This is a genomic window from Pseudarthrobacter sp. efr-133-R2A-89, assembly GCF_030209315.1.
Classification (GTDB): domain Bacteria; phylum Actinomycetota; class Actinomycetes; order Actinomycetales; family Micrococcaceae; genus Arthrobacter.
Map to the genome: position 1 here is coordinate 306,817 of NZ_JARVSE010000002.1, position 22,949 is coordinate 329,765.

The 22,949-nt window shown below is 67.7% G+C and carries 22 protein-coding genes; 12 read left to right on the plus strand and 10 right to left on the minus strand.

What is annotated here, in order from left to right; translation table 11 throughout:
- Positions 1-23: 23 nt before the first annotated feature.
- Positions 24-1,367 carry a glycosyltransferase family 87 protein gene (locus tag QRM95_RS04170; RefSeq protein WP_502934929.1) on the minus strand — a complete coding sequence of 448 codons (1,344 nt, stop codon included), beginning with the start codon at positions 1,365-1,367 and terminating at the stop codon, positions 24-26.
- Between the two features lie 305 nt (positions 1,368-1,672).
- Here QRM95_RS04170 and QRM95_RS04175 point away from each other — a divergent pair, with 305 nt between their 5' ends.
- From QRM95_RS04175 to QRM95_RS04185, 3 genes are all read left to right on the plus strand, one after another.
- Complete coding sequence (locus QRM95_RS04175) at positions 1,673-1,876, plus strand: hypothetical protein (RefSeq protein WP_285243371.1); 204 nt, start codon at positions 1,673-1,675, stop codon at positions 1,874-1,876.
- A 134-nt stretch (positions 1,877-2,010) separates the two neighbouring features.
- Entirely contained in the window at positions 2,011-2,883 is an 873-nt protein-coding gene (locus tag QRM95_RS04180; protein WP_285246576.1) for an NAD(P)-dependent oxidoreductase, read from the plus strand.
- A gap of 199 nt (positions 2,884-3,082) precedes the next feature.
- On the plus strand, positions 3,083-4,441 hold the full coding sequence (locus QRM95_RS04185) for an MFS transporter (protein WP_285246577.1): 1,359 nt from the start codon (positions 3,083-3,085) through the stop codon (positions 4,439-4,441).
- A gap of 125 nt (positions 4,442-4,566) precedes the next feature.
- Here QRM95_RS04185 and QRM95_RS04190 read toward each other — a convergent pair whose 3' ends face one another.
- Positions 4,567-5,139, minus strand: a complete 573-nt coding sequence (locus QRM95_RS04190; RefSeq protein WP_285246578.1) for an MOSC domain-containing protein — start codon at positions 5,137-5,139, stop codon at positions 4,567-4,569.
- A gap of 56 nt (positions 5,140-5,195) precedes the next feature.
- Between QRM95_RS04190 and QRM95_RS04195 the strand changes: the two genes are divergently transcribed.
- Positions 5,196-6,167: an alpha/beta hydrolase gene (locus QRM95_RS04195; RefSeq protein WP_285246579.1), complete on the plus strand. Its 972-nt coding sequence runs from the start codon at positions 5,196-5,198 to the stop codon at positions 6,165-6,167.
- Positions 6,168-6,201: 34 nt separating this feature from the next.
- Here QRM95_RS04195 and QRM95_RS04200 read toward each other — a convergent pair whose 3' ends face one another.
- From QRM95_RS04200 to QRM95_RS04210, 3 genes are all read right to left on the minus strand, one after another.
- Positions 6,202-8,592: an ATP-binding cassette domain-containing protein gene (locus tag QRM95_RS04200; RefSeq protein WP_502934930.1), complete on the minus strand. Its 2,391-nt coding sequence runs from the start codon at positions 8,590-8,592 to the stop codon at positions 6,202-6,204.
- A 92-nt stretch (positions 8,593-8,684) separates the two neighbouring features.
- Positions 8,685-9,104, minus strand: coding sequence for a VOC family protein (locus tag QRM95_RS04205; RefSeq protein ID WP_285246580.1), 420 nt, complete (start codon positions 9,102-9,104; stop codon positions 8,685-8,687).
- The gene (locus QRM95_RS04210) at positions 9,101-9,550 is read right to left on the minus strand and encodes a helix-turn-helix transcriptional regulator (RefSeq protein ID WP_133831393.1); all 450 of its coding nucleotides are present in this window, start codon (positions 9,548-9,550) and stop codon (positions 9,101-9,103) included. Before QRM95_RS04210 ends, QRM95_RS04205 begins: the two co-directional genes overlap by 4 nt.
- 258 nt (positions 9,551-9,808) lie before the next feature.
- Here QRM95_RS04210 and QRM95_RS04215 point away from each other — a divergent pair, with 258 nt between their 5' ends.
- The 6 genes from QRM95_RS04215 (at position 9,809) to QRM95_RS04240 (ending at position 19,143) form a co-directional block, all read left to right on the plus strand.
- Positions 9,809-10,195 (plus strand): CBU_0592 family membrane protein, encoded by a 387-nt coding sequence (locus QRM95_RS04215; protein WP_285246581.1) that lies wholly within the window; start codon positions 9,809-9,811, stop codon positions 10,193-10,195.
- Positions 10,196-10,280: 85 nt separating this feature from the next.
- Positions 10,281-13,589 carry a DUF5107 domain-containing protein gene (locus QRM95_RS04220; RefSeq protein ID WP_285246582.1) on the plus strand — a complete coding sequence of 1,103 codons (3,309 nt, stop codon included), beginning with the start codon at positions 10,281-10,283 and terminating at the stop codon, positions 13,587-13,589.
- Positions 13,586-14,902 carry a cellulase-like family protein gene (locus tag QRM95_RS04225; RefSeq protein ID WP_285246583.1) on the plus strand — a complete coding sequence of 439 codons (1,317 nt, stop codon included), beginning with the start codon at positions 13,586-13,588 and terminating at the stop codon, positions 14,900-14,902. The genes QRM95_RS04220 and QRM95_RS04225 overlap by 4 nt, the downstream gene beginning before the upstream one ends.
- A gap of 11 nt (positions 14,903-14,913) precedes the next feature.
- On the plus strand, positions 14,914-17,268 hold the full coding sequence (locus QRM95_RS04230; RefSeq protein WP_285246584.1) for a beta-galactosidase: 2,355 nt from the start codon (positions 14,914-14,916) through the stop codon (positions 17,266-17,268).
- A gap of 12 nt (positions 17,269-17,280) precedes the next feature.
- Complete coding sequence (locus QRM95_RS04235) at positions 17,281-18,168, plus strand: helix-turn-helix domain-containing protein (RefSeq protein WP_285246585.1); 888 nt, start codon at positions 17,281-17,283, stop codon at positions 18,166-18,168.
- Between the two features lie 87 nt (positions 18,169-18,255).
- Positions 18,256-19,143, plus strand: coding sequence for an SDR family oxidoreductase (locus QRM95_RS04240; RefSeq protein WP_285246586.1), 888 nt, complete (start codon positions 18,256-18,258; stop codon positions 19,141-19,143).
- A gap of 25 nt (positions 19,144-19,168) precedes the next feature.
- Here the strand turns inward: QRM95_RS04240 and QRM95_RS04245 are convergent, their stop codons facing one another.
- Together QRM95_RS04245 and QRM95_RS04250 are read right to left on the minus strand one after the other, a co-directional pair.
- Positions 19,169-19,699 (minus strand): YbhB/YbcL family Raf kinase inhibitor-like protein, encoded by a 531-nt coding sequence (locus QRM95_RS04245; protein WP_285246587.1) that lies wholly within the window; start codon positions 19,697-19,699, stop codon positions 19,169-19,171.
- A 73-nt stretch (positions 19,700-19,772) separates the two neighbouring features.
- Positions 19,773-20,012: a cupredoxin domain-containing protein gene (locus QRM95_RS04250; protein WP_285246588.1), complete on the minus strand. Its 240-nt coding sequence runs from the start codon at positions 20,010-20,012 to the stop codon at positions 19,773-19,775.
- On the opposite strand from QRM95_RS04250, the gene QRM95_RS04255 reads away from it, so the two are divergent.
- Positions 19,999-20,349, plus strand: coding sequence for a hypothetical protein (locus QRM95_RS04255; RefSeq protein ID WP_285246589.1), 351 nt, complete (start codon positions 19,999-20,001; stop codon positions 20,347-20,349). The two genes, QRM95_RS04250 and QRM95_RS04255, sit on opposite strands and share 14 nt — an antisense overlap.
- Here the strand turns inward: QRM95_RS04255 and QRM95_RS04260 are convergent.
- From QRM95_RS04260 to QRM95_RS04270, 3 genes are all read right to left on the minus strand, one after another.
- Positions 20,324-21,046 (minus strand): class F sortase, encoded by a 723-nt coding sequence (locus QRM95_RS04260; protein WP_285246590.1) that lies wholly within the window; start codon positions 21,044-21,046, stop codon positions 20,324-20,326. The two genes, QRM95_RS04255 and QRM95_RS04260, sit on opposite strands and share 26 nt — an antisense overlap.
- A gap of 33 nt (positions 21,047-21,079) precedes the next feature.
- On the minus strand, positions 21,080-21,829 hold the full coding sequence (locus tag QRM95_RS04265) for a hypothetical protein (protein WP_285246591.1): 750 nt from the start codon (positions 21,827-21,829) through the stop codon (positions 21,080-21,082).
- A gap of 157 nt (positions 21,830-21,986) precedes the next feature.
- Positions 21,987-22,391 carry a hypothetical protein gene (locus QRM95_RS04270; protein ID WP_285246592.1) on the minus strand — a complete coding sequence of 135 codons (405 nt, stop codon included), beginning with the start codon at positions 22,389-22,391 and terminating at the stop codon, positions 21,987-21,989.
- 372 nt (positions 22,392-22,763) lie between these two features.
- Here QRM95_RS04270 and QRM95_RS04275 point away from each other — a divergent pair, with 372 nt between their 5' ends.
- The gene (locus QRM95_RS04275) at positions 22,764-22,943 is read left to right on the plus strand and encodes a hypothetical protein (protein WP_285246593.1); all 180 of its coding nucleotides are present in this window, start codon (positions 22,764-22,766) and stop codon (positions 22,941-22,943) included.
- Positions 22,944-22,949: the final 6 nt, after the last annotated feature.

Sequence of the window (22,949 nt, forward strand, 5' to 3'; positions counted from 1 at the left end):
GGTCAAAGAACCTCGTGGAAATTTCAGGTCTCCTTGAGCGCGGGGGCAGGTGCTGCGGTCTTCCTGCCCAGGGAGTACAGGCGCCGGACGCTCCACAGGAACAGGACCACGAGCAGGACGTTGCGGATGGTCAGGACGAGGGCCATCCACGGGTTGTTGTGGCTGAGGGCGTCGTAGAACAGCGGGTAGATGAAGTACGTGGCCACGGCGATGGCGATCAGCATCGCCGCCGGAACGCGCCATTCGCGCCAGCTGTGGGCCAGGCCGACGGCGACGGCGGGTCCCAGCCACACCATGAACTGCGGGGAGCCCACTTTGTTGAAGACCACGAAGGCGGCGGCGAGGGCGAGGGCGCCGGCGAGAAGCAGTTCCGTGCGGTCAACACCGCCGGCCACCTTGTGCTGCTTGCCGTTGTGGAGCGCCCAGAAGGCCAGGCCTGCCACCAGCAGGGCGGCCAGGACAAGGAGCGGCTGCATCAGCACGGACATGGTGGCGGTGCCCGGGCCGTCCACTTGCATGGAGTTGATGTCCGTGTTCATGTACATCCGGGAACCGCCCGCGTTCAGGACGGACAGCCAGAGCCAAGGGGTGGTGAAGGTGGCCTCGAGTTGCATGCCGCGGTCGCCCTGCTGCGTGAGGAAGTTCAGGAGCTTGGGGACGCTGCCCAGGGCGGCCGCCAGCGCCACGACGCCCGCCGTCGTCGCGATTCCTGCCAGTACCACCAGCAGGCGGTTCTTTACCACCGCGAAGAGGGCAAGCATGATGGCTGCGGGCCACACCTTCACCCAGGTGCCGATGGCCAGCAGGACCGAGGCCACGAACGGGCGCTGGACCCCGTACGCCAGGGCTACCAGGACCAGCGGGGCGGTGAGTCCGTCCACGCGGGCGAATCCCAACCAGCCCATCAGGAACGTGAATGCCAGCCACCACCAGCCGGCGGGGATGGCATTGGTGTTGCGGCCCCGCTCCGTGAGTTTCAGCAGCGCCCAGCCGTTGAGGAGCGTGGTCATGAGGACCCAGAGGAAGAAGAACGGGCCCGGCCCTGCCACGCCCGCGATGGCCATGGGGATCAGGGCCAGGATGGGGTAGACCCAGGGGCTGGGGCCGCCGGAGAGGTTCGCGTCGTTGAAGCCGGCCATGGCCCACTCGCGGTAGATGAAAGTGTCGCTGAAGGCCTCGCCGCGCAGGGACAAGGAGGCGCCGAACACCAGGAAGACCAGGTGCACCACAATGAAACCGCCCAGCAGCCCGCGCCCGCTGTTCAACGCCGTACGCACCCTCGCCGGGAGGATGACGTCGCGGATCCGGGTGAGGTTGCCGAAGAGAGCGTCGGTGGAAATGGCGGATTCCTTGTCAGGTCGTTGCACAGTCAGCGGCGGCGCAAAATGGCTCGGGTCATGCCCCGAAGCGGGTCTCATGGAGATTGGAGGCCTTGGATTTCGGGTTCCAGTCCCGTTCAACTCTAATTCACGGCGCATCTCCGCCAATAATTGTCAGGACAAGCCCCGGACTCCACGCGCCTGACCTGCGGCCTTTATCTAAAGTTGCTGGCACTTATTTGCTCAGGCACCATGGTGCGAGGCACGTGAGTGCCCACCGCCTATGCAGCCAGGGGGAGCGCAGGGCGTCGTATGACCACCCCAACCCCACGAAAGACATAAGGCACCATTCCATGAACTTCCCCCTGACCCTCACCGTGTCCGACCGCCAGAGCATGGACAGCGAACTCGACGCCGCCGTCGCAGCCGCCAAGGCCCACGCCCTCACCGGCAAGCGGCACGGTATCCTCGTCACCCGGCACGGCGTGGACAAATTCACCGTTGCCCTCAGCGAGACGGTCCCCTTCGGCCTCACCCGGGAACACCAGGCCTGGTAGCCACTTCTTTGCCGCCAATCCTGCGGCGCCTCTCCCGTATGTGACGCGCATTCTCCCGCGTTTGGGCTCATCCCGGCATGGGTACCTGCTGTTCGTCTGCCCTGAGAGCAGGGCAGGGTCAGGAGAATGGACGCATGGACAACAGGATGAGCGTGGCGGTGCTGGGGACCGGAATCATGGGGGCTGCCATGGCGCGCAACCTCCTCCGGGCCGGCCATAAGGTGTCGGTGTGGAACCGGGACGCGGCCAAAACCGGGCCGCTCGCCGCCGAAGGTGCCCTGCGGGCGGCCAGCCCTGCCGAAGCGGTGGAAGCCGCCGACGTTGTCCTCACCATGCTGTACGACGCCGCCGCGGTGGTGCAGGTCATGCGGCAGGCGGCTCCCGGCATTCGCGCCGGCACGGCCTGGATCCAGTCCACCACCGTGGGAGTGCAGGACGTTCCAGTTCTCGCCGCCTTGGCCGCCGACCTCGGCCTGGACTTGGTGGAAGCACCTGTCTCCGGCACCCGCGCCCCCGCCGAGGCGGGCCAGCTGCTGGTCCTCGCCGCCGGCCCCGAAGCCATCCGCCCCCGCGTAGCGCCGGTCCTCGATGCCATCGGCGCCCGTACCATCTGGACCGGCGACGACCCCGCCAAGGGTTCGGCTGCCCGGCTCAAGCTGGTGGTCAACAGCTGGGTCATTGCCGCCTCCAACGCCGCGGGCGAGGTGGTGGCGCTTGCCCGGGCGCTGGGCGTCGATCCCGGGCAGTTCCTCAACGTGCTCGACGGCGGTCCGCTGGACCTGCCCTACCTGCGCACCAAGATGGGACTCATCCTTGACGACGGGCTGGAACCGGCGTCCTTCGCCGTGGACACCGCCCGCAAGGACGCCCACCTCATTGTCGATGCCGCCGCAGCTGAGGGCCTGAAACTCGACGGAGCCGAGGCCGCTGCCGCCCGGCTTGACCGGGTGGCGGACCAGGGCCGCGCCAAGCAGGACATGGCCGCCGCGTATCACGCCAGCAGGTAGCAGGGCTCCTTTCCAGGGCGCCCCGGCCCGCCGGGATAGCGCTTGCCGTTGACGTTATCCGCATCACCTTCTATATTGGATGAATCGATTCAAGAGTTGCCGCTCCTGCCCCGGTCCGGCTCCGGCGCAGCACATCAAACCCTGAACATTGCCCACCAGCGGTTCCGGTTCCTTGCCAATGAAGACGAAGGACAAGCACATGAGCACCACCCCAACCCGCGCGCCCCTCACCAGCCAAGGGGCTGGAGCCGGCGTTAGGGACCCCAGGAAGGCCGCGATGAGCGGCTGGATCGGAAGCGCCCTCGAGTACTACGACTTCGCGCTGTACTCCCTGGCGGCAACCCTGGTCTTTCCCGCCATCTTCTTCCCGTCCGGGAACCCGACCGTCGCCATTATCGCCTCCCTGGCCACCTACGCCGTCGGTTACGTCTCCCGTCCCATCGGCGCCGTGGTGCTCGGCGCGTATGGTGACCGGCACGGCCGCAAGAAAGTGCTTGTCTTCGCGATGCTGCTCATGGGCTTCGCGACGTTCGCTGTTGGCCTGCTCCCCACGTACGGCCAGGTGGGCCTCCTGGCGCCTGCTCTGCTGGTGATCCTCCGGCTCATCCAGGGTTTCGCCGTTGCCGGTGAACTGGGCGGTGCCAGCGCCATGATCGTGGAGCATTCCCCTGACGCAAAGCGCGGGTTCTTCGCCAGCTTCAGCCTCCAGGGCACCCAGGTGGGCTCGATCCTGGCCACCGCCGTCCTGCTCCCGCTCGCCGCCCTCCTCCCGGCGGACCAGTTCAGCTCCTGGGGCTGGCGCATCCCGTTCCTGCTCAGCGCCGTCGTCATCCTGGCCGGGTACCTGATCCGCCGCCGCGTGACCGAACCCCCTGCGTACGCCGCGCAGTCCGGAGCGACCCCGGCCAAACAGCGCTTCCCGCTCATAGAACTCCTCCGCACCCGCCCCGGCGTCCTGGTTCGCTGCGTCGCCATGACGTTCACCAACGTGATCGGCATGGCCACGCTGATCTTCGGCGTCTCCTACGCCACCCAGAAGGGCTACGGCAACGGCTTCTCCAGCAGCGAGTTCCTGTGGGTGACCCTGGTGGCCAACATCGCTGCCGTGATCACCATTCCGTTTTTCGGTGCACTGTCCGACCGGATCGGCCGGCGGATGCTCATGGCGGCCGGCGGCGTCATTGGCGGCGTGCTGGTCACCGGGTACCTGTGGGCGATCCAGCAGAACAGCCTGCCGCTGGTCTTCGTGTGCGTCGTGATCGTGCAGGGCATCTTCTTCCAGATGTGGAACGCCACGTTCGCCACGTTCTTCCAGGAGCAGTTCCCCATGCGGATCCGGGTCACCGGCTTCGCCGTCTCGCAGAACATCGGGCTGATGATCGCTTCATTCTTCCCGAGCATCTTCACTGCGATCGCTCCTCCCGGTTCCACCAACGTGCCGCTCACCATCGGCTTTACCACGCTGGGGATCTGCCTGGTGTCCGCGGTGGCCACCCTGATGTCCTCGGACACGAAAGGCAAGTCGCTCGAGGACCTCGAGGGGCAAAAAGCCAGCTAGGCCGTACCCGCGTCACGCGGGGCACGCTTTCAGGCAGCGGACGACGGCGGTGGGCCGGGTTTCCGGGGCTTCCCCACCTATGGTGGGCCGAAAGCGTGCCGTGCGTGACGCCGTCGTCCGCGTAACTAGGGAAGCCGCGACGGCCGCAGGAAACTCGACTCCCCGGCCCGGCCTGGATCCAGCGGCACCGGACTGACCAGCACGGCAGGGCCCCGGTGCAGGAACCCGCCGGTCACGGCCCGGCACCGGATGCCGCCGCGGCCCAGCATGGCCGGGTGAGCGCCCGGGGCGAGCATCCCGTCCATCCACGCGCAGGGCTGGGCATGCCTGCCGCCGTGGAACTCCACCACGTCCCCGCCGGACTCCAGCGCAAAATCGTGTCCCAGCAGCGGCGCCAGCTGCGCCCCGCGGAGCACCACGTTCCGCCGCGTCAGCAGGGGATCGAACGGCTGCGAGCCCAGCTCGGCCGCGATCGCCTCAAGGGATTCGACGGCGAACAGGGTCACCGCGGCGTCCATGTGGGCGGCCTTGCCGAAGAACCGGTCACCCACGATGCCCTTCCCGGCCACCACCTCAGCCTGCGCAGCATCTTCGGTCGGAACATCGGCGGCACCGTCCCGGGCACGGCCGAAGTAGGCGTGCGCGGGGGACACCAGCAGGTGCAGGATCTCGACGTCGTACCGGAAGCTTTCAGCCATACCGCCAGCGTATGCCGTTCACCACAATCCGGGCGCCCAGTGGAAAGATCAGACCCATGGATACCTCACCAGCCGCAGCCCGGGTGCTGCCCGCCAGGCACAGGACCGTCCTCTTCTGGGCGTCGGTGGCCTGTGCCGCCGCCCTCATCCTGGTTCCCGCGTGGATGCTGGCCGGCAATCCCGCGGTCCTGGACGGACACCCCCTGCTTCCTGGCCTCCTGCTGGCGGCCGCTGCGGCCGGCGTCGTCTGGGCCATCCTGCTGTGGCTGCGGCGCGACGTTCCGCGGCCGCGCTCCCGTGTCCGGGCCGTCGGTGCCTGGGCGGGCAGGATCGCCGTGCTGGCGCTCGCGGCCGGCCTGGCCTGGCTTAGCCCCTTCGCCTACCAGCCGGGCCAGGCAGCTGAGGCGGGCCCGACGTCGGACCTCGCCGTCACGGAGTCGGCCACCGCCATCACCCTGTCACCGGAGGGCAGGACTGCTACCAAGGGATTGGTTTTCTACCCTGGTGCCCGGGTTGACGCCAAGGCGTACCAGGACATCCTTGCCCCCGCCGTGGGGGCCGGGTACCGGGTGGTCATCCTGAAGGAACCGCTGGGGCTCAGCCTGCTGGACGGAAGCCAGGCCAGGAGCGCCATGGCCGACAACCCGGACATCAGGACGTGGGCCGTGGGCGGCCACTCACTCGGCGGGGTGTCAGCGTCGTCCTTCGCCCTGGCCAACACCGATGTCAGCGGGCTTGTTCTCTACGCTTCCTACCCGATCGAATCCCTCCGCGGGCGGACCGGACTGTCCGTCCTGTCCGTCTCCGGCAGCCAGGACGGACTCAGCACCCCCGCCAAGATCCAGGCGTCCCGGGAGCTCCTCCCCGTGGATACGGAGTTCGCCGCGGTCCAGGGCGGGGTGCACGCGTTCTTTGGCGACTACGGGGCCCAGCCCGGCGACGGCGAACCCGGCATCAGCCGGCAGGCCGCCCAGCAGCAGATCGCTGCAGCAACCGTGTCCTTCCTCGGGCAGCTCCAGCGAAGCTAGGTTTCGACAAGCTCAACCACCGGCACCGCCCGCATCAAGCTCCGATGTATGCCGCCAGGTGCTGCCCGGTGAGCGTGGCCCGGCCGGCCACCAGATCCGCCGGCGTACCCTCGAAAACGATCGAGCCGCCGTCGTGCCCGGCTCCCGGTCCGATGTCGATGATCCAGTCCGCGTGCGCCATGACCGCCTGGTGGTGCTCGATGACGATAACGGACTTCCCGGCGTCGACCAGCCGGTCCAGCAGGCCAAGGAGCTGTTCGACGTCGGCCAGGTGCAGGCCCACCGTGGGCTCGTCCAGGATGTAGATCTCCCCGGCCTCGGCCATCTGCGAGGCGAGCTTGAGCCGCTGGCGCTCGCCGCCGGACAACGTGGTCAGTGGCTGGCCCAGGGTGATGTAGCCCAGCCCGACATCGGCAAGCCGCTCCAGGACCTTGTGCGCCGCGGGCGTCCTGGCCTCGCCGTCGGCAAAGTACGCCAGCGCCGCGTCCACGGACAGGTCCAGGACGTCGGCGATATTCTTCCCGCCCAGGGTGTACTCCAGGACGGCGGCCTGGAACCGGCGGCCCTCGCACTCCTCGCAGGTGGACTCCACCGTGGCCATGACGCCGAGTTCGGTGAAGATCACGCCGGCGCCATTGCAGGTGGGGCAGGCGCCCTCGGAGTTTGAGCTGAACAGCGCGGGCTTGACCCCGTTGGCCTTGGCGAAGGCTTTGCGGATGGGTTCCAGCAGCCCGGTGTAGGTGGCCGGATTGCTGCGCCGGGACCCCTTGATGGCGCCCTGGTCAATGACGATCACCCCGTCACGCTTCGCCAATGAGCCGTGGATCAGGGAGCTCTTGCCGGATCCGGCGACGCCCGTCACCACGCACAGCACGCCCAGCGGCACGTCGACGTCCACGTCGCGCAGGTTGTTGGTGGAGGCGCCGCGGACCTCCAGCGCGCCGCGGGCCGCCCGGACGGAGTCCTTCAGCCGGGACTTGTCACCCAGGTGCCGCCCGGTGATGGTGCCGCTGGCACGCAACCCGTCGACGTCGCCCTCGTAGACGATCTCACCACCGCCGGCACCGGCGCCCGGACCGAGGTCGACGACGTGGTCGGCGATCGCGATCATCTCCGGTTTGTGCTCCACCACCAGGACGGTGTTGCCTTTGTCCCGCAGCTGCAGCAGGAGCGTGTTCATCCGCTCGATGTCGTGCGGGTGCAGGCCGATGCTTGGCTCGTCGAAGACATAGGTGACGTCGGTGAGGGACGAGCCTAGGTGCCGGATCATCTTGGTCCGCTGCGCTTCGCCGCCGGAGAGGGTGCCGGCGGGACGGTCCAGTGACAGGTAGCCCAGGCCGATCTCCGCGAAGGAGTCCAGGAGGTCCCGCAGCCCGGCCAGGAGCGGGCGGACCGTGGGCTCGTCCAGGCCGCGGATCCAGTGCGCGAGGTCGCTGATCTGCATGGTGCACAGGTCCGCGATGTTCTTGCCGTTGATCCGTGAGTCGAGCACCTCCGGCGTGAGGCGCGTGCCGCCGCAGTCCGGGCAGGTGGCGAACGTGACCGCCCGTTCCACGAACCGTTTCACGTGCGGCTGCATGGCCTCCACGTCCTTGGACAGCATGGACTTTTGGATCTTGGGGATGATCCCTTCGAAGGTGAGGTTGACGCCCTCCACCTTGATCTTGGTGGGCTCGGCGTACAGCATCGTGTCCAGCTGTTTCGCCGTGAACGTCGCGATCGGTTTGTCCATGGGCAGGCCCATGCCCTCGAACAGCCGGCCGTACCAGCCGTCCATGGAGTAGCCGGGGACGGTGAGGGCGCCCTCGGCCAGGGACTTCGAATCGTCGTACAGGGCGGTCCGGTCGATGTCGCTGATGTTGCCCATGCCCTCGCACCTTGGGCACATGCCGCCGAGGTAGGTCACTTGGCGGACCACGTTCTTTTCCACCCGGCCGCCCTTTTCGGTGCTCATGACGCCGCTGGCCTTGCGGGTGGGCACGTTGAAGGAAAAGGCGGTGGGCGGCCCGACGTAGGGCTGGCCCAGCCGGCTGAACAGGATCCGCAGCATGGCGTTGGCATCAGTGGCGGTACCCACGGTGGACCGCGGGTTGGCGCCCATGCGCTCCTGGTCCACGATGATCGCCGTCGTCAGCCCCTCCAGCCGGTCCACGTCCGGCCGGGCCAGGCTGGGCATGAAGCCTTGGACAAACGCGCTGTAGGTCTCGTTGATCATGCGCTGCGATTCGGCGGCGATGGTGGCGAACACCAGGGAGCTCTTGCCCGAGCCGGATACTCCCGTGAACGCGGTAAGCCGCCGCTTGGGCAGCTCAAGGCTGACGTCCTTGAGGTTGTTTTCCCGTGCGCCCTGGACCCGGATGAGGTCGTGGCTGTCGGCCAGATGCATTTCGGTGTGCGCGGCGTCGGTGCTGGTGTCGGTGCTCAAGGTGTCCCCCTGTGTCTTGGGCGGCACTGCGGGGAGGCTGCGTTGGCAGCCTCCCGCGGCGTCGTCTGTTATATACGTTGCTGGTTATATGCCTAAGGCTGCTGGTTGATGCGCACGGTGTTGCCGGCCGGGTCGCGGAAGGCGCAGTCGCGGATTCCGTAGGGCTGGTCAATGGGTTCCTGCACGACGTCCGCGCCGGTCGCCTCCACCTTGGCGAACGCCGCGTCCACGTCAGGGGACGAGAGGACGATCGTGGCGTAGGTGCCTTTGGCCATCATTTCAGCGATGGTGCGGCGCTCGTCGTCGGTGATGCCGGGGTCCACCGCCGGTGGATGCAGGACGATGGAGACGTCCTTCTGGCCGGACGGTCCCACGGTGATCCACCGCATGGTCCCCCTGCCAACGTCGTTGCGGATTTCGAAGCCCAGGGCGTCGCGGTAGAACGCCAGCGAGGCGTCGGGATCGGTGGCGGGAAGGAAAGTTGAGGAAATGTTGATGTCCATGGCAGTCATGCTAGTAACGGCTCAGGGGCGGGCGCTTCTCGATTCCTGACCGGTCTGGTGACCTGCTTCGCCACGCATGCCGGAATCCCCGCCGTCGAGTTCGCTGCCTCCTGCTTGTAGACGCTGGGCGGCATCCCCACCAGTTCGCTGAAGCGGGTGCTGAACGTCCCCAGCGAGGAACAGCCGACGGCGAAGCACACGTCCGTCACGCTGAGGTCCCCCATGCGGAGAAGCGCCATGGCGCGCTCAATGCGGCGGGTCATGAGGTAGCTGTACGGGGATTCCCCGTAGGCGAGCTTAAATCGGCGGCTGAAGTGGCCGGCGGACATGTGGACGTCCCTGGCGAGGGATTCGACGTCCAGCGGCTGCGCGTACTCCCGGTCCATCCGGTCCTTGACACGGCGGAGTTGGGTGAGTTCCCGGAGGTAGGGATCGGCGGCTGGACTGCTGGTCACAGCTCCGATCGTGCTACGCCGCGGGGGTCTTGTCCACCCTCCTCGGCGGCGGGGAAACGGGCGTCAAAAGTGCCGCGGGGTGCGGGGTATGATTATGCCGCCGGCCAGCGTATGAGGTCCTCGCCCGAACAGGGCTTGAGGCAACGCAGAGCTGGATGTGAGCGGTCCTGCGGGTCCGGCACGCGGCGAAACCAAACCTTGATTCACCATCTTGAGCCCTGCCCGGATACTGCGCAGGCACCACCTTGGAAGGACGCCATGGAACTGCTGTGGGAAATTGCCGGCTGGGCAGGCGCGGTTGCGATACTCAGTGCGTACCTGGCCGTTTCCATGGGCTGGCTGAAGGCAGGCAAGGGCTTCCAGACGGCCAACCTGTTCGGTTCCGTTGCCTTCATCATCAACGGAACCCTGCACGGGGCCTGGCCGTCCGTTGTCACGAACGTGGCCTGGTTCCTGATCTCCGCGGTGGCGCTGGTCCGGATGCGGCAGGAAGACCCAGCCCCCTCCCTCGAACCGGCGCAGGTCCAGTACCCGGGGGTTCCGGACGGCACCGGCCAGCTCGCTGTGGTGGAAGCCCTCACCGGGTCCCTGCCGGTCATCCCGTCGGTACATCCCGCCGGGGACGGGGCGCGTCTGGCGCTGTAGGCTCATCGGGTGCGTACACGATCGTCCATATAACTGCGCGTTTTTGCCATGGCCACCGCCTAGGGCCCCTTCATAGCCTTGGGGGGTGACCAACGAACTTACCCAGCCGGGCAGGATTGTGCTGCCCGATGCGCCGCAGGACCAGCAGGACATCCTGGATGCAGGCGGCGTGGCCTGCTGGAGCGAACCCGTCCTTATCGACACCTACGCGCCAGGGGAGCCGGACCGGTATCCGCTGTTCCTTGACCGGCGGGTGTACCAGGGTTCCAGCGGCAAGGTGTACCCCATGCCGTTCATCGACAGGATCGAACCGGACAGGAAGCCCAGGCTGTGGCAGGCCATCCACCTGGAAAACCGGTACGTCCGCCTGATGCTGCTGCCCGAAATCGGCGGCCGCATCCACGTGGGATATGACAAGACCGCAGGCTATGACGTCTTCTACAGGAACAACGTGATCAAGCCCGGGCTGGTGGGACTGGCCGGGCCCTGGATCTCCGGCGGGGTGGAATTCAACTGGCCCCAGCACCACCGGCCCGGCACGTTCCTGCCCGTGGAAACCGCCGTGGAGCATGCCGGCGATGGCAGCGTCACCGCCTGGCACACGGACCTGGACCCGTTGCAGCGGATGCGCGGAACCCATGGCGTCCGCCTCCGGCCAGGCAGCTCCCTCATCGAGGTGGAGGCCCGGCTCCACAACCGCACTGACGAGCCCCAAACCTTCCTGTGGTGGGCGAATGCCGCCGCCCGCGTGCACGGGAACTACCAGTCCTTCTTCCCCACCGACGTGTCCCACGTGGCGGACCATGCGCGTCGCGCCATCACGGCCTTCCCCCGCGCCGACGGGCCCTACTACGGCGTGGACTACCCCGCGCTCGCCGGACAGCATGGAACCCCGGATGCCGACCGGCTCGATTTCTACGCCAACATCCCCGTCCCTACGTCCTACATGGTCACAGACACGGCTGACAGCTTCTTCGGCGGATACGACCACGACGCCGAAGCCGGCTTCGTCCATTGGGCGGACCGCAGCATTGCGCCCGGCAAGAAACAGTGGACGTGGGGGAACGGTTCCGTGGGCAAGGCCTGGGACAAGCACCTCACGGACGACGACGGCCCGTACGTTGAGTTGATGGCCGGCGTCTTCACCGACAACCAGCCGGACTTCAGCTACCTCGCCCCCGGCGAGACGCGCACCTTCAGCCAGTACTGGTACCCCATCCGGCACATCGGCCCGGCGCACCAGGCGAACCTGGAGGCCGCCGTCGCGCTTTCCCTTGACGACGCCGGCCGGACCGCCACGGTGGGTGTTGCCGGCACGGGCCATACCGAAAATGCCACGGTGGTCCTGGCCCTGCATGGCGAAACACTCCACACGTGGACCGCCGGACTGTCCCCGGACCGGCCCTTCACCGCCACGGTTCAGCTACCCGCCCCGGCCGAGGAAACGGACCTGACCCTCAGCGTCATGGACGGCGCCAGGGAACTCATCTCCTGGACCCCACGGCAGCCAACGGACCGTCCCGCAGAGCCCTGGGCAGCCACCGAACCAGCGCCTCCGCGGGAGATCGAAAGCCCTGACGAGCTCCATGTCACCGCAACCCACCTGGCCCAAAACCGGCACCCCACCAGGAGGCCCCAGCCTTACCTTGAGGAGATGCTTCGCCGGGACCCCGGGGATTCCCGCGCCGCCACCGCCCTTGCCGCCACCCAGTACCGGACCGGGGCCTATGCCGGGGCCCGGAAACTCCTTGAATCCGCCCTGGACCGGCTGACCGGCCGCAACCTGAACCCTCCCAGCGGGGAGGCAAGCTACCGGCTGGGCCTGGTCCTGGAACGAACGGGCCGGCTCGATGAGGCCCGTGAACGCTTCGGGAAGGCCGCCTGGGACAGGGCCTGGGCGCACCCTGCCCGCCTGGCCTTGGCCCGGCTGGCCCTCCGGGAAGGTGAGCCAGCCACCGCGCTCCGTCATGCCGATGCCGCGCTGGCCCTGGAATCAATCAGCCCGGAAGCCAGGCATCTCCGGTACCTGGCCCTGGAAAACCTGGGCCGCACGGCTGACAGCGCCCGGCTGCTGCAGGACATCCTGGCCATGGATCCACTCGATCCCGTGGCCCTCTCGCTCGCCGGATCCCTTGACGTCGCAGACCCCAAGACCGGCCTGGCCGTCGCCTGCTGGCTGGCCCGCGCAGGCCAGTGGCAGCTCGCCCTTGACCTGACCGAAAGTGCGCCGCCCGCAGGTGCTGACCCGGCCTTCGGCAACCCCGCGCCCATCCGCCACTACCTCCGCGCCGGCTGGCTGGAAGAACTGCTGGACCCGCAGGAAGCTGCCGCGCAACGGACAAAGGCGCGGCGGGCGGACACCACGCATGCCTTCCCGTACGGCCTGGACGAGTTCGATGCGCTGCACCGGGCCCTCGAAGCCGACCCGCGTGACCCCGTTGCGCACGGGCTGCTGGGTTGCTGGCTGCTTGACGCGGAACGGACCAAGGATGCTCTGGGCCACCTGCAGAAAGCGATGATCCACGGGTCCGCCGATCCCGTGGTGTGGCGCAATGCTGCGCTGGCCACGGTTAATACCGGTGGCGACCCCGCCGCCGCTGATGCGTATTTTGCCCGGGCCTTGGAACTGAGCCCGGATGACGCGCGGCTCGTCTTCGAACGGTCCGTCCTGTCGGAGCTGCGCGGGCTGCCTGCGAAGGAGCGGCTCGCCGCCATCGAGCAGCATGGACCGGCCGTCCTGGCGCGGGATGATCTTGCCGTCCTCTACGCCAACCTGCTGACCGACGTGGGGCGGCCGCAGGAGGCCCTGGTGCTCCTGGGATCCCGCACGTTCCAGCCGTTCGAGGGGGGCGAGGGCCTGGTGCTTGCCGCCTACGACCGGGCAGCGGTGCAGCATGCGCGGACGTTGATGGAGCAGGACCCGACGGCGGCCGCCAGCTTGCTGCGCACAGGCATCGAAGCGCCCGCGAACCTGGGCGAAGGCCGGCATCCCCGGGACAGCATGGCTGAACGCTTCGTGGCGCTCGGCGATGCGCTGGAACGTGCCGGGGACACTCAGGCCGCGGTGGAGGCCTGGACTCGGGCTTGCAGGCAGGCTGGCCCCCTGGCAGTTGACCCCGGCCCGGCCGACTACTGGCGCGGCGTCGCCATGTCCCGCCTGGGCAGGGGTGGCGACGCCGAGGACGAATGGCGCAGGCTGGAGGAACGGGCCGACGAACTGGAAGAAGCCCCCGCCGAGCCCGATTACTTCGCCACGTCGCTGCCGGAACTGTTGCTGTTCGCCACCGACACCGCGGCGTCCCGCCGCACGGCGGCTGCGTCACTGCGGGACCTGGCCGGGCAGGGCCGCCTGCTGACCCGCAAGCCGCAGCTGGAAGGAACCGGTGCCCCGTGACGGAAGAACCCCGCTACCTCGGGTCCGGCACGGTGCACGGCGACACGCGCTCCCTGACGGGCGCACCGCCGTCGCACCTTCCGCCCCGCCTGGCCATCAGCCTCTGGGACTTCTCTTGGTACACCCGCGCCGAGGCGGGCGGACCCTACGCGGACCTGGACGCCGCCTGCGCACGGGCCGCCGGGCTCGGATACAACGCCGTCCGCATCTGCGCTGCGCCGCTGCTGCTCCATGGCGGGCTGGGGCTGGAGGCGCTCGCGGAGGACCTGGTGATCGAAGGACTGGGAACGGCGCCCGACGGCGGGATATACGGCAGGGGGACCCGCTGGTATGACGTTCCCGGCGGGTACCGGATCAACCTGCGGACCCGGCTCCTGGACCTGTTCGAGGCCGCCGCCCGGCACGGGCTGGTGGTGGTCCTGGCCAGCTGGGAGTACCAGCAGTCACCCGCCTTCGCAGAATCGCCGGAATGGTTCGAAGCCATCGACGCCGTCCCGCTGGAAGGCCGGTACCGTGTCCTGGCCGACGCCTGGGACCGGCTGATCGGCGAGGTGTCAGATGCCGGGTACCGGGACCGCATCGCCCTGGTGGAGCTGCACAACGAGGTGGACTTCTCCATCCTCCCGCCGCTCGCCAACGGCAGTGGTGAGGTGGCGCGGCTGCGCTCGCTGCATCCGGACCTGTTGATCACGGCCAGCTACGGCAAGCCGCCACACCTTGCCATGCATACGCTGCCCGATGGCCTGGGTGCGGCGCAGTTTCACGTGTACAGCTACGGGGCGCTGGACGCCCTCCAGCAGCAGATCGACATCCGTTCCGAAGGGAGCGGCGGGTTTCCCAACCGGGCACTGCGGGCTCTGCTGAAGCCTGGCGCTCCGTCGTTCGCGGAGTATGGCCGCCTGGCGGAATGGAAGTACCTAGCCACCGTGGTCACCGGCCAGATGTTCTACGGCTACGACTGGATCGATCCCGATGCCTGGGACACCTGGCTGTACGACGAATACGGGCCTTACCGGGAAGTGATGCGGCGTGAGATTGAATCGCGGGTGACCGCCATCGCCGCGTGGGCCCGCTGGAAGGACGTTCCCGCGGTGGTGGGCGAGGGCTGGATCGGCTATACACCGCTGCTGGGCACCTTCGAGGAGGGGCCGGTGGGGCGCGACCTCGCCGAACACGGCATCCGCACCGCCCTGGAGCACGGCGTGTGGGGCATGGTGCTGTGCTCCAACGCTGCGCCGCACCACCCCCTGTGGGCTGACGAAGACTGGCAGCGCCGCATGAACCACCTGATCCGTACCGCACCCGTGACCTGAAAGACGCCGCCATGCCCTCCCCGAACACGGCCCTTGACCTCCTGACCGCCACCCACCGGCCGCACAACAACGCCTTGCTGCGGCCGGCCATGAGCAACACCGAGGATCCGCACGGCAGGTGGCGGGTCACCAACCACTACCTGGAGTGTGGCGGACGCCCGGCCATCCCGGTCTCCGGGGAAATCCACTTCAGCCGGCTGCCCAGGAACCGCTGGGAGGACAGGCTCCGCCTGATGAAAGCCGGCGGTATCACCGTCGTGGCCTGCTACGTCTTCTGGATCCACCACGAGCCGGTGGAAGGTGATCCGCGCTTTGACGGCAACCTCGATGTTGCGGCGTTCGTCCGGCTCTGTGCCGCGCTGGACCTGGACGTCGTCCTGCGCATCGGGCCCTGGGCCCACGGCGAGGTCCGCAACGGCGGCTTTCCGGACTGGGTGCAGGCGGCCCCCGTCCGCCACCGCACCAATGATCCGGCCTACCTGGTCATGGTGGAGCGCTGGTACAACCGGCTGGGGGCCGAACTGCGCGGCTTGTGCGGGCCGGACAGCAACGTGATCGGCATCCAGCTGGAAAACGAGCTCTACGACCAGCCGGCCCATCTTTCCCGGTTGAAGGAGCTGGCCCGGGCGGCCGGGCTCGGCGCCCCCCTCTGGACCGCGACCGCGTGGGGCGGGGCGGACCTGCCCGAGGCCGAGGTGCTGCCGGTCTTCGGCGGTTACGGGGACGGATTCTGGGTGGATGCCGGCGCGCCGTGGGATCCGACGTTCCGCCAGCACTACTTCTTCAGCCACCAGTGGGACGATCCCGGCATCGGGGCCGACCTCCGCGAACACCTGTCGGGAAACGAGGCCGCGCCGGCCCGGCCCACCTCCGGCCTTTATCCGGCGGCCACCTGCGAGCTGACCGGCGGCATGGCCACGGCCTATCAACGCCGGCCATGGCCAGGGGGCAAGGACGTGGCGGCCGTGGCCAACAACAAGATCGGCAGCGGCTCCGGCTGGCAGGGCTATTACATGTTCGCCGGCGGGACGAATCCCGCGGCCGGCCTGCAGGAGACCCAGGCGACGGGCTACCCGAACGACCTCCCGGAGTTCGATTACGACTTCCATGCGCCCATCGGCGCATCCGGCCGGCTGGCGCCGGGCTTTGCCCTGCTGCGCCGGCAGCACGCGTTCCTCGCCGCGTTCGGGGAGCTCCTGGCGCCGATGCCGTCCACGCTGCCGGACCGGGAGCCGTCCGGCGTGGAGGACACGGAGACGCTGCGCTGGGCGTTGCGCTCCGACGGGACGTCCGGCTTTGTGTTCCTTACTTGGCACCAGCCGCATATACCGCTTCCGGCATATAGTGGGGCGCGGTTCCGCCTGGGTTTGGCAGATGGGCCGGTGACGGTTCCGGACGTGCCGGTCGACATCCCCCCGGGCACCATCGCCGCCTGGCCGGTGAACCTGGAGGTTGGGGGCGTCCGGTTGCTCTGGGCCACGGCGTCCGCGCTGACAGTGCTCGATTCCGGGGGACTGCCGACGCTGGTGCTCGCCGCGGAAGCGGGCATCGAACCGCGGCTGAGCCTGCCGGAGGGAGCGGTGCTGGAAGGTGAGGCTGCTCCGCTGGGCGGGAATACCTGGGCTGTCCGCCCCTCCCTGGCTCCGGTGACGGCGACGGGTTCCGGGGGTGCTTTGAAGATCCTGGTCCTCCCCGCTTCCTTGGCGGACCAGGCGTGGGTGCTGGAGACGCCGCGCGGCCGGGAGCTGGTGCTGTCCGCCGAACCGGTGTGGATTGACGCCGGCGGCTTGCTGGCGGGCCGCTCGCTGGGCGCGCCCTCGGTCCGGCGGTATGCACGCGAAACCGGGCGGTTTGAGGCTGTATCTGCCGCGGTGCAGTTGAGGGCACCTGCCCGCCGCGACGTTCCCCTGGTGCCGGTCCGCGCTGCCGCCGCCATTCCGGCGTCCTTCGGCTCGCTGGCGGGCCGGGCTGCCGCGCCGGGCCGGGAAGCGATGGCGGAGCTCTCCGCGGAGTACAGGCTTGAACTTCCGACGACGGACGCCGCCACCGGCGGTGCGTCCACCGAGCTGGAGATCACCTGGGCGGGTGACGTTGCCCGGCTGCTCGTGGACGGCCGGGTGGTGGCCGACCGCTTCTGGGACGGATCGGCGTGGGTCATCGACACCGGTGATGCCGGCATCCGCGCCGGCTCGGAGGTCTTGCTCCAGGTCCTGCCGCTTTCCAAGGATGCCGCGGTGGGGCTGCCCGCCGCGGCCCAGCGCCTGCGGGACGCCACATCGGGGGACTTGCTTGCCGTTGAAAGGGTGCAGCTGGTGTGCTGGTCCGATTGGCGGGAAGACCTGGGCCGAGCCCACCCGCCGTCGTAGGATGGACGTTTCGTGACGGAGGGGACGCAGGTGGAACGGGCGCATGGATTCCAGAACCAGCGGCTGGTGGTGGTTCCCCGGCCCTTGGTCCTCGAAGCCCTCAACCGTCCCATCACCCGGCGCCTGGTAGTCACCGACGCAGGATTATTTCCCGCCGCCGCGGACCATGGCCGCTACCGGCCACAGGGTGCGGACGAAACCATCGTCATCCTGTGCGTTGACGGACGCGGGTGGGTGGAAACCGCCGGTGCGCGGACCGACGTCGGCAAGGGGACCGCCGTCGTCCTTCCCGGCGGCACGGGCGAGGCCCACGCGTATGGGGCCGCCGCGGATGATCCATGGACGATCTGGTGGTGCCACGTCCGCGGAACGGATGCGGCGGAGCTGGTTGAGGGAGCCGGGGTCAGGCCCGGCCGGTGCATTGTTCCGGTGGTGGCGGCAGACCGGCTGACAGCGATGCTGGATGAGATCGTCAGCGCCCTTGAGAAGGACCAGTCACCCGCCCGCCTGGTTGCCACGGCAGGAATGGCATGGAAGCTGCTGGCCACGTTGGCCGTGGACCGCCGGGTTCCGGAGAAGGGGACGCCGCTGCAGCAGGCCATGAACTACCTGGAGGAACGGGCGGACGGCGCCATCCGGCTGGCTGACCTGGCCGCGCTGGTGGGTATCTCGTCGTCGCACTTAAGCAAGCTGTTCCGGGAAGCGACCGGCGGGGGAGTGCTGGCACACCACACGGCCCTGAAAATGGCGCGGGCGCGGCACCTGCTGGATACCACGGACCTGACTATCGCGCAGGTGGGCCGCGAGGTGGGGCTGCAGGACCAGTTCTACTTCTCCCGCCAGTTCCGCCGGCTGCACGGGGTCAGCCCCAGCGCGTACCGGGCGGAGCGGAAGGGGTAAGGCAGCCTGCACCTTGCTGGATCCGGGGACGCCGGAGAAACTGAAGGCATCCAATGGCCCAAGCACCAGCAGCACCAAGGAGCGCCCGTGAGCGAACAGAACGTTGCCCCGTCACCTACGCCGGCCAAGGGTGTGGTGCTGATTACCGGAACGTCCACGGGGATAGGCCTTGCCACCGCGGTGGAGGCCGCGCGGGCAGGCTGGACGACCATTGCCACCATGCGCGACCTGCAGCGCGCGGACGCGCTTCGGGCCGCGGCCGATGAGGCCGGAGTATCCCTGGACGTTCGTCGGCTTGACGTCACCGACACAGCGGACATCGACCGTGAGATTGCGTATTGCATCAGTTCCTACGGCCGGCTGGACGTCCTGGTCAACAACGCCGGAAGTGCGGCGGTGGGTACGGTGGAAATGCTGGGTCTGGAAGATTTCCGCAGTGCCATGGAAGTTAACTTCTTTGGCGTGGTGGCCCTGACCCGCGCCGCCCTGCCGCACCTGCGTGAGAGTGGCGGACGCGTCGTAACCATCAGTTCGGTGGGCGGGATAGTGGGCCAGCCCTTCAACGAAGCCTATTGCGCCGCCAAATTCGCCGTTGAAGGATTCCTTGAAAGCCTGCAACCCGTGGCCAGGACCGTTGGCGTCGGGGTGCACGTCATTGAACCCGGTGCCGTCTCCAGCAATTTCGTGGCGAACGCCGGGATCGATGTCCCGGCCCTGCTGGAAACGGCCGGCTCCTACACCCCTGCCATCTCGGCCTACCTGAAACGAACCAGCACACAGTTCGCCAGCAGCAACGCGCAGCAACCGGCTGACGTTGCAGCGGTGGTGCTGGACATCATGGAGGGGGCCGAGCCTGCCTTTCGGATCCAGACCTCGTCCTGGGCGCACGACTTCGTGGCCACCAAACTGGCCGACCTGGACGGCAGCCGGGTCACCGGCCTGACCGCGGGCTGGGTGGCTGCCCCACAGGAGTGACCTGGTTCGTTCGCCCGGCCGCCTGCTAGGGCTGTTCGAAGGTTGCCACCATCCGGGCCCGCGCTATGGCGTGGGTAAAGAGGTTGAAACCGAGGTAGGCAGGACTGGCATCGGCCGGAATGTCCAGGTGTTCGACGTCAACGGCATGAACGACGACGTGATAGTGGTGCACGCCGTGCCCCGGTGGGGGAGCAGCCCCCACAAAACCGCGCATGCCGGCGTCGTTGGCCAACTGGACGGCGCCGGCCGGCAGCCCGGAATCCGCCGCACCCGAGGGCAGGGACGTGGTGGATGCCGGAAGATTAAACGCCGCCCAGTGCCAGAACCCGCTGCCGGTGGGAGCGTCGGGGTCATAAACGGTAACTGCGAAGCTGCGGGTTTCGGGAGGGAATCCTTCCCAGGTGAGCTGGGGGGACTGGTCTTTGCCCCCCTCTATTCCCATTTTGCCGCTCGCTTGCGCCACCGGAAGCGTCTCGCCGTCGGAAATGTCTGTGCTGGACAGCGTGAACTCTGGAAGTTGAGGCAGCCGGGAATAGGGGTCCTGTTCGAGATTCATGTGTCTCCTGTCGCACTCATTCAGTGGTGTTTCATCAGTATGCTTAGGGCCCCGCGATAGGGCAAGCTGCGGCTCATTTGATGTTCAGTGTTCCGTGCATGTTGGAGTGGTAGGTGCAGTGGTAGGTGTAGGTGCCAGGCTTTGCCGGGGCGGTGAAGGTAGTGCTGGTCCCGGCTTTGACGACTGCGTCGAAGGATCCGTCGTCCGCGGTCACGGTGTGGGCCACGTTGTCCATGTTCATCACCGTCACCGTTGATCCTGCGAGGACACTGTCCGCGCCGGTGTAGGCAAATGATTTGATGTGGATCGTCATCTCAGCCGCCGTCCCGGCGGTACTGCTGGCCTCTCCCATTGACGACGGTGTTGCCGAAGCCACTGGGGAGGAGCCCATGTTCATGCCTGGATCCATGGAGGCGCTGGCGGATCCGGCCGCTGTTGACGACGCCGGCGATGAACTTGTGCCGCTGGCGGTTCCGCACGCGCTGGCCCCAATGATCGTCGCGCCTATCAGGGTCAGGGTGAGGCGTTGGCTGGTCTTGATGGTCTTCATGGAGTTGGCCTTTGGGATCGGCATCGGAGAGCCCGGGACCGAGGCCGACCGCGAGCGGGCGGGCGGTGCAGGCATCAGGATGCGGGGTGGCTGGAGGTGAGGTGTGCGTATACGACGGTGTTGTCCAGGTATTCCCTCGTGGCGGGGTTGTAGCCGCCGCATGTGATGAGCCGGACTTCGGGGCGGTCCGCGTTTTGGTAGACCTCGATCGTGGGGAACGTGGCTTTGCGGTAGACATCGACCTTGTCCACGGTGAACACGGCAGCTGTGTGGTCTGCGCGGGTGATGGTGATGTCCTGGCCTGGGGTGACTTCGTGAAGCCGGTAGAACAGCCCGACATCGCTGTTGGTGGCATTCACGTGGCCAAGGATTATCGCGGACCCCGTTTGGCCCGGGGTGGGTGAGTCCTGGTACCAGCCGCCGGGAGAGCCGGGTTCACCGGTGGGGGTCTGGATTTCGCCGTTCGCTTGCTTGCCCAGTGGAATCAGGCCTGCATCGACCCCGATGGAGGGGACTTGGACCCGGACCGGGACGGAGGCCGGCAGGGCGGCGTCCGGCGGCGCGGGAAGCATGGTCGGGTCGGTCGCTGCCGGATCCACAGCCGCCTGCGACGCAGGGGGCGCCTGAATCGTTGGGTCGGGAGATGATGCTGCAGCCGTCACCCTGCTGGTTGGAGAAGGGTTGGGTGGTTCGGCGTGCAGGCCCAGGCCGATGGCGGTGATGCCGCCGGCCAGGAGCATGGCGGCCGCCGCAGACGCGACAAGGCGTCCGCGGCGGCTGCTCGTTTCAGATCCCATCAGAGCCCTGAAATTCCCTTTGCTTCTCGGCCCTTAGGCTGCCATCTTGCGGCGCAGCGCGTAGGCTCCGCCGGCTGCCAGGACGAGGCCGCCACCGGCGGCGAGGAGTCCCAGGTCCGGGCCGGCCGGGGCCGGGGTGGCGAGGCCTGTGCCCGGGGCTCCGGCAGGCATTGCCTTCAGCGTCCCGCAAAGGGCCGGCGAGGTAGCGGCCAGCGGCAGGGACGGGACCAGATCGCTGGGTTCTTTTTGCGCGGCGGCGGGCAGGGTTGCCGGATCCAAGCCATGGACGACGACGACGGCGGTCCCGGCCTTGAGCGAATCAGCCGTCTTTGCGTCCAGGGTGAAGGTCCGGTTATAGGTGTAGGAGGCACCCATACCGGCGACCTTCAGGTCGGTTCCGGCAGCAGGGCTGGTGTCACCGCTGGTGGACAAGGTGGTGCCGATCCCGCCGTAGAAGGGGGCGCCCTCGGTGGTACTGATGACGCCGTCCTTGCTGGTATCAGCTGACATGTCCGGGCAGGTTCCCTTGGCACCGATATGGATGTGCTGGACGTGCGGGTAGGGGCTGCCGTTGAACATCGCAGCGAGGCCGGAAACCTTCTCGGTCACGGTGGCCTGGTCGCCGTTGACGGTGATCATGACGGTTCCAGAGGCATTGCTGCCGTTGATAGCTGCGAGGTTTGCCTGGTACATCGTGTTGTCTGCGGCGAGGGCCGGGCTGGTGGAGAGCGCGAGGGCGCCCAGGGCCAGGACCGGGGCAATAAGGAAAGCGGATTTCTTCATGACGTGTTTCCTCCGTTGACAGTGAACGCTCCCCTGATGGGCACGCCCATGACTGTGACTTCAGCAATTCGTTGTGGCCCAGATCACGGATTGGTCACTGCCGGGAAACTCTTCTCCCCAACAGGCGGCCATGGAGTTCCTGCCGGGGAATGCGGTGCTATTCGGACCAGCAGGCAAGGACTGTCGTCGCCACCTGGTAGGCGAACGCGGCGCGCGTGACTTGGTTTGGTCCCACTGTTTCCGGGAGGGCTGCCGCGTCCACGGTTAACACGAAGTTGTCCTTCGCGAAGACGGCGGAGGCGGGCGTTTGGAATGCCGGGAATCCGAGGTTGGCCAATCCTTCGATTGGGGCGGCAGCCGGTGTGGTCCGCTGTTGGTCCTGGAACGTAGCGCGGGCGGTATCCGGGTCCGCTGCTTCTTTGACAGAGAGTACGAGGGACCCGGCCGGAAGCGCATAGGTGCAGGTGTAGATTTTTTCCGCCCAGGATGCGGTGGTCCCTGGAGCGGAGGAAAGGGCCAGAATCCGGCTGATGTTGCCCCGCGTCTCGTCGCCGCAGACCATCAACGCAGCCCCCGACGGCCCACCAGCGTCCGTAGCGGGAATATCGGACGGCGCTGGTGCTGGTGAGGAGCTTGCAACAGCTGGGGCCGCTGCCGACGTGCCTGGACCATTCACGGGGTTACCAGGACCCGCACCGCATCCTGCCAAAGCGAACATCGATACGGCCGCGACCACCGTCATCACGGGACGGCGTGAGGGCGATGCTGGCGCTTGGGTTAATCGTTGCGGCACGAGTACACCCCTCCAAAAGGTCTTGGCCGATACGGTATCGCCCTCTCTACTGATGATTCGTGCCCGCTGCCCCCGCGGACGGGTCCAGGGCCGATGGCCGCAAGCGGCCATCCTTCGCGGGGGGAGTCTCGAATCATTGGTATGAACTATTACAGCCCGGCGGCTCAGGAACGCGTCAAAGACGCCGCTTATGATGCGCTGGAGAAAGTCCTGACCGGCATGTTCGAACCACTGAGCAGGCAAGCTCTTACCCTACGGTGGAACCAGGCAGTTGAAGCCATGGCCAAGCACCTTGAAGCAGCGGACGACGGTTCCGAATAGTTGCAC

Excerpts from the sequence above, each read along its gene's own strand:
- QRM95_RS04215 (WP_285246581.1), top strand. The coding sequence starts at position 9,809 with ATGGAACTGCTGTGGGAAATTGCCGGCTGGGCAGGCGCGGTTGCGATA.
- QRM95_RS04265 (WP_285246591.1), bottom strand. The coding sequence starts at position 21,829 with ATGAAGAAATCCGCTTTCCTTATTGCCCCGGTCCTGGCCCTGGGCGCC.
- QRM95_RS04245 (WP_285246587.1), bottom strand. The coding sequence starts at position 19,699 with ATGAATCTCGAACAGGACCCCTATTCCCGGCTGCCTCAACTTCCAGAG.
- QRM95_RS04190 (WP_285246578.1), bottom strand. The coding sequence starts at position 5,139 with ATGGCTGAAAGCTTCCGGTACGACGTCGAGATCCTGCACCTGCTGGTG.
- QRM95_RS04185 (WP_285246577.1), top strand. The coding sequence starts at position 3,083 with ATGAGCACCACCCCAACCCGCGCGCCCCTCACCAGCCAAGGGGCTGGA.
- QRM95_RS04270 (WP_285246592.1), bottom strand. The coding sequence starts at position 22,391 with ATGGTCTGCGGCGACGAGACGCGGGGCAACATCAGCCGGATTCTGGCC.
- QRM95_RS04255 (WP_285246589.1), top strand. The coding sequence starts at position 19,999 with ATGTGGATCGTCATCTCAGCCGCCGTCCCGGCGGTACTGCTGGCCTCT.
- QRM95_RS04205 (WP_285246580.1), bottom strand. The coding sequence starts at position 9,104 with ATGACTGCCATGGACATCAACATTTCCTCAACTTTCCTTCCCGCCACC.
- QRM95_RS04275 (WP_285246593.1), top strand. The coding sequence starts at position 22,764 with ATGAACTATTACAGCCCGGCGGCTCAGGAACGCGTCAAAGACGCCGCT.
- QRM95_RS04260 (WP_285246590.1), bottom strand. The coding sequence starts at position 21,046 with ATGGGATCTGAAACGAGCAGCCGCCGCGGACGCCTTGTCGCGTCTGCG.
- QRM95_RS04250 (WP_285246588.1), bottom strand. The coding sequence starts at position 20,012 with ATGACGATCCACATCAAATCATTTGCCTACACCGGCGCGGACAGTGTC.
- QRM95_RS04175 (WP_285243371.1), top strand. The coding sequence starts at position 1,673 with ATGAACTTCCCCCTGACCCTCACCGTGTCCGACCGCCAGAGCATGGAC.
- QRM95_RS04230 (WP_285246584.1), top strand. The coding sequence starts at position 14,914 with ATGCCCTCCCCGAACACGGCCCTTGACCTCCTGACCGCCACCCACCGG.
- QRM95_RS04180 (WP_285246576.1), top strand. The coding sequence starts at position 2,011 with ATGGACAACAGGATGAGCGTGGCGGTGCTGGGGACCGGAATCATGGGG.
- QRM95_RS04195 (WP_285246579.1), top strand. The coding sequence starts at position 5,196 with ATGGATACCTCACCAGCCGCAGCCCGGGTGCTGCCCGCCAGGCACAGG.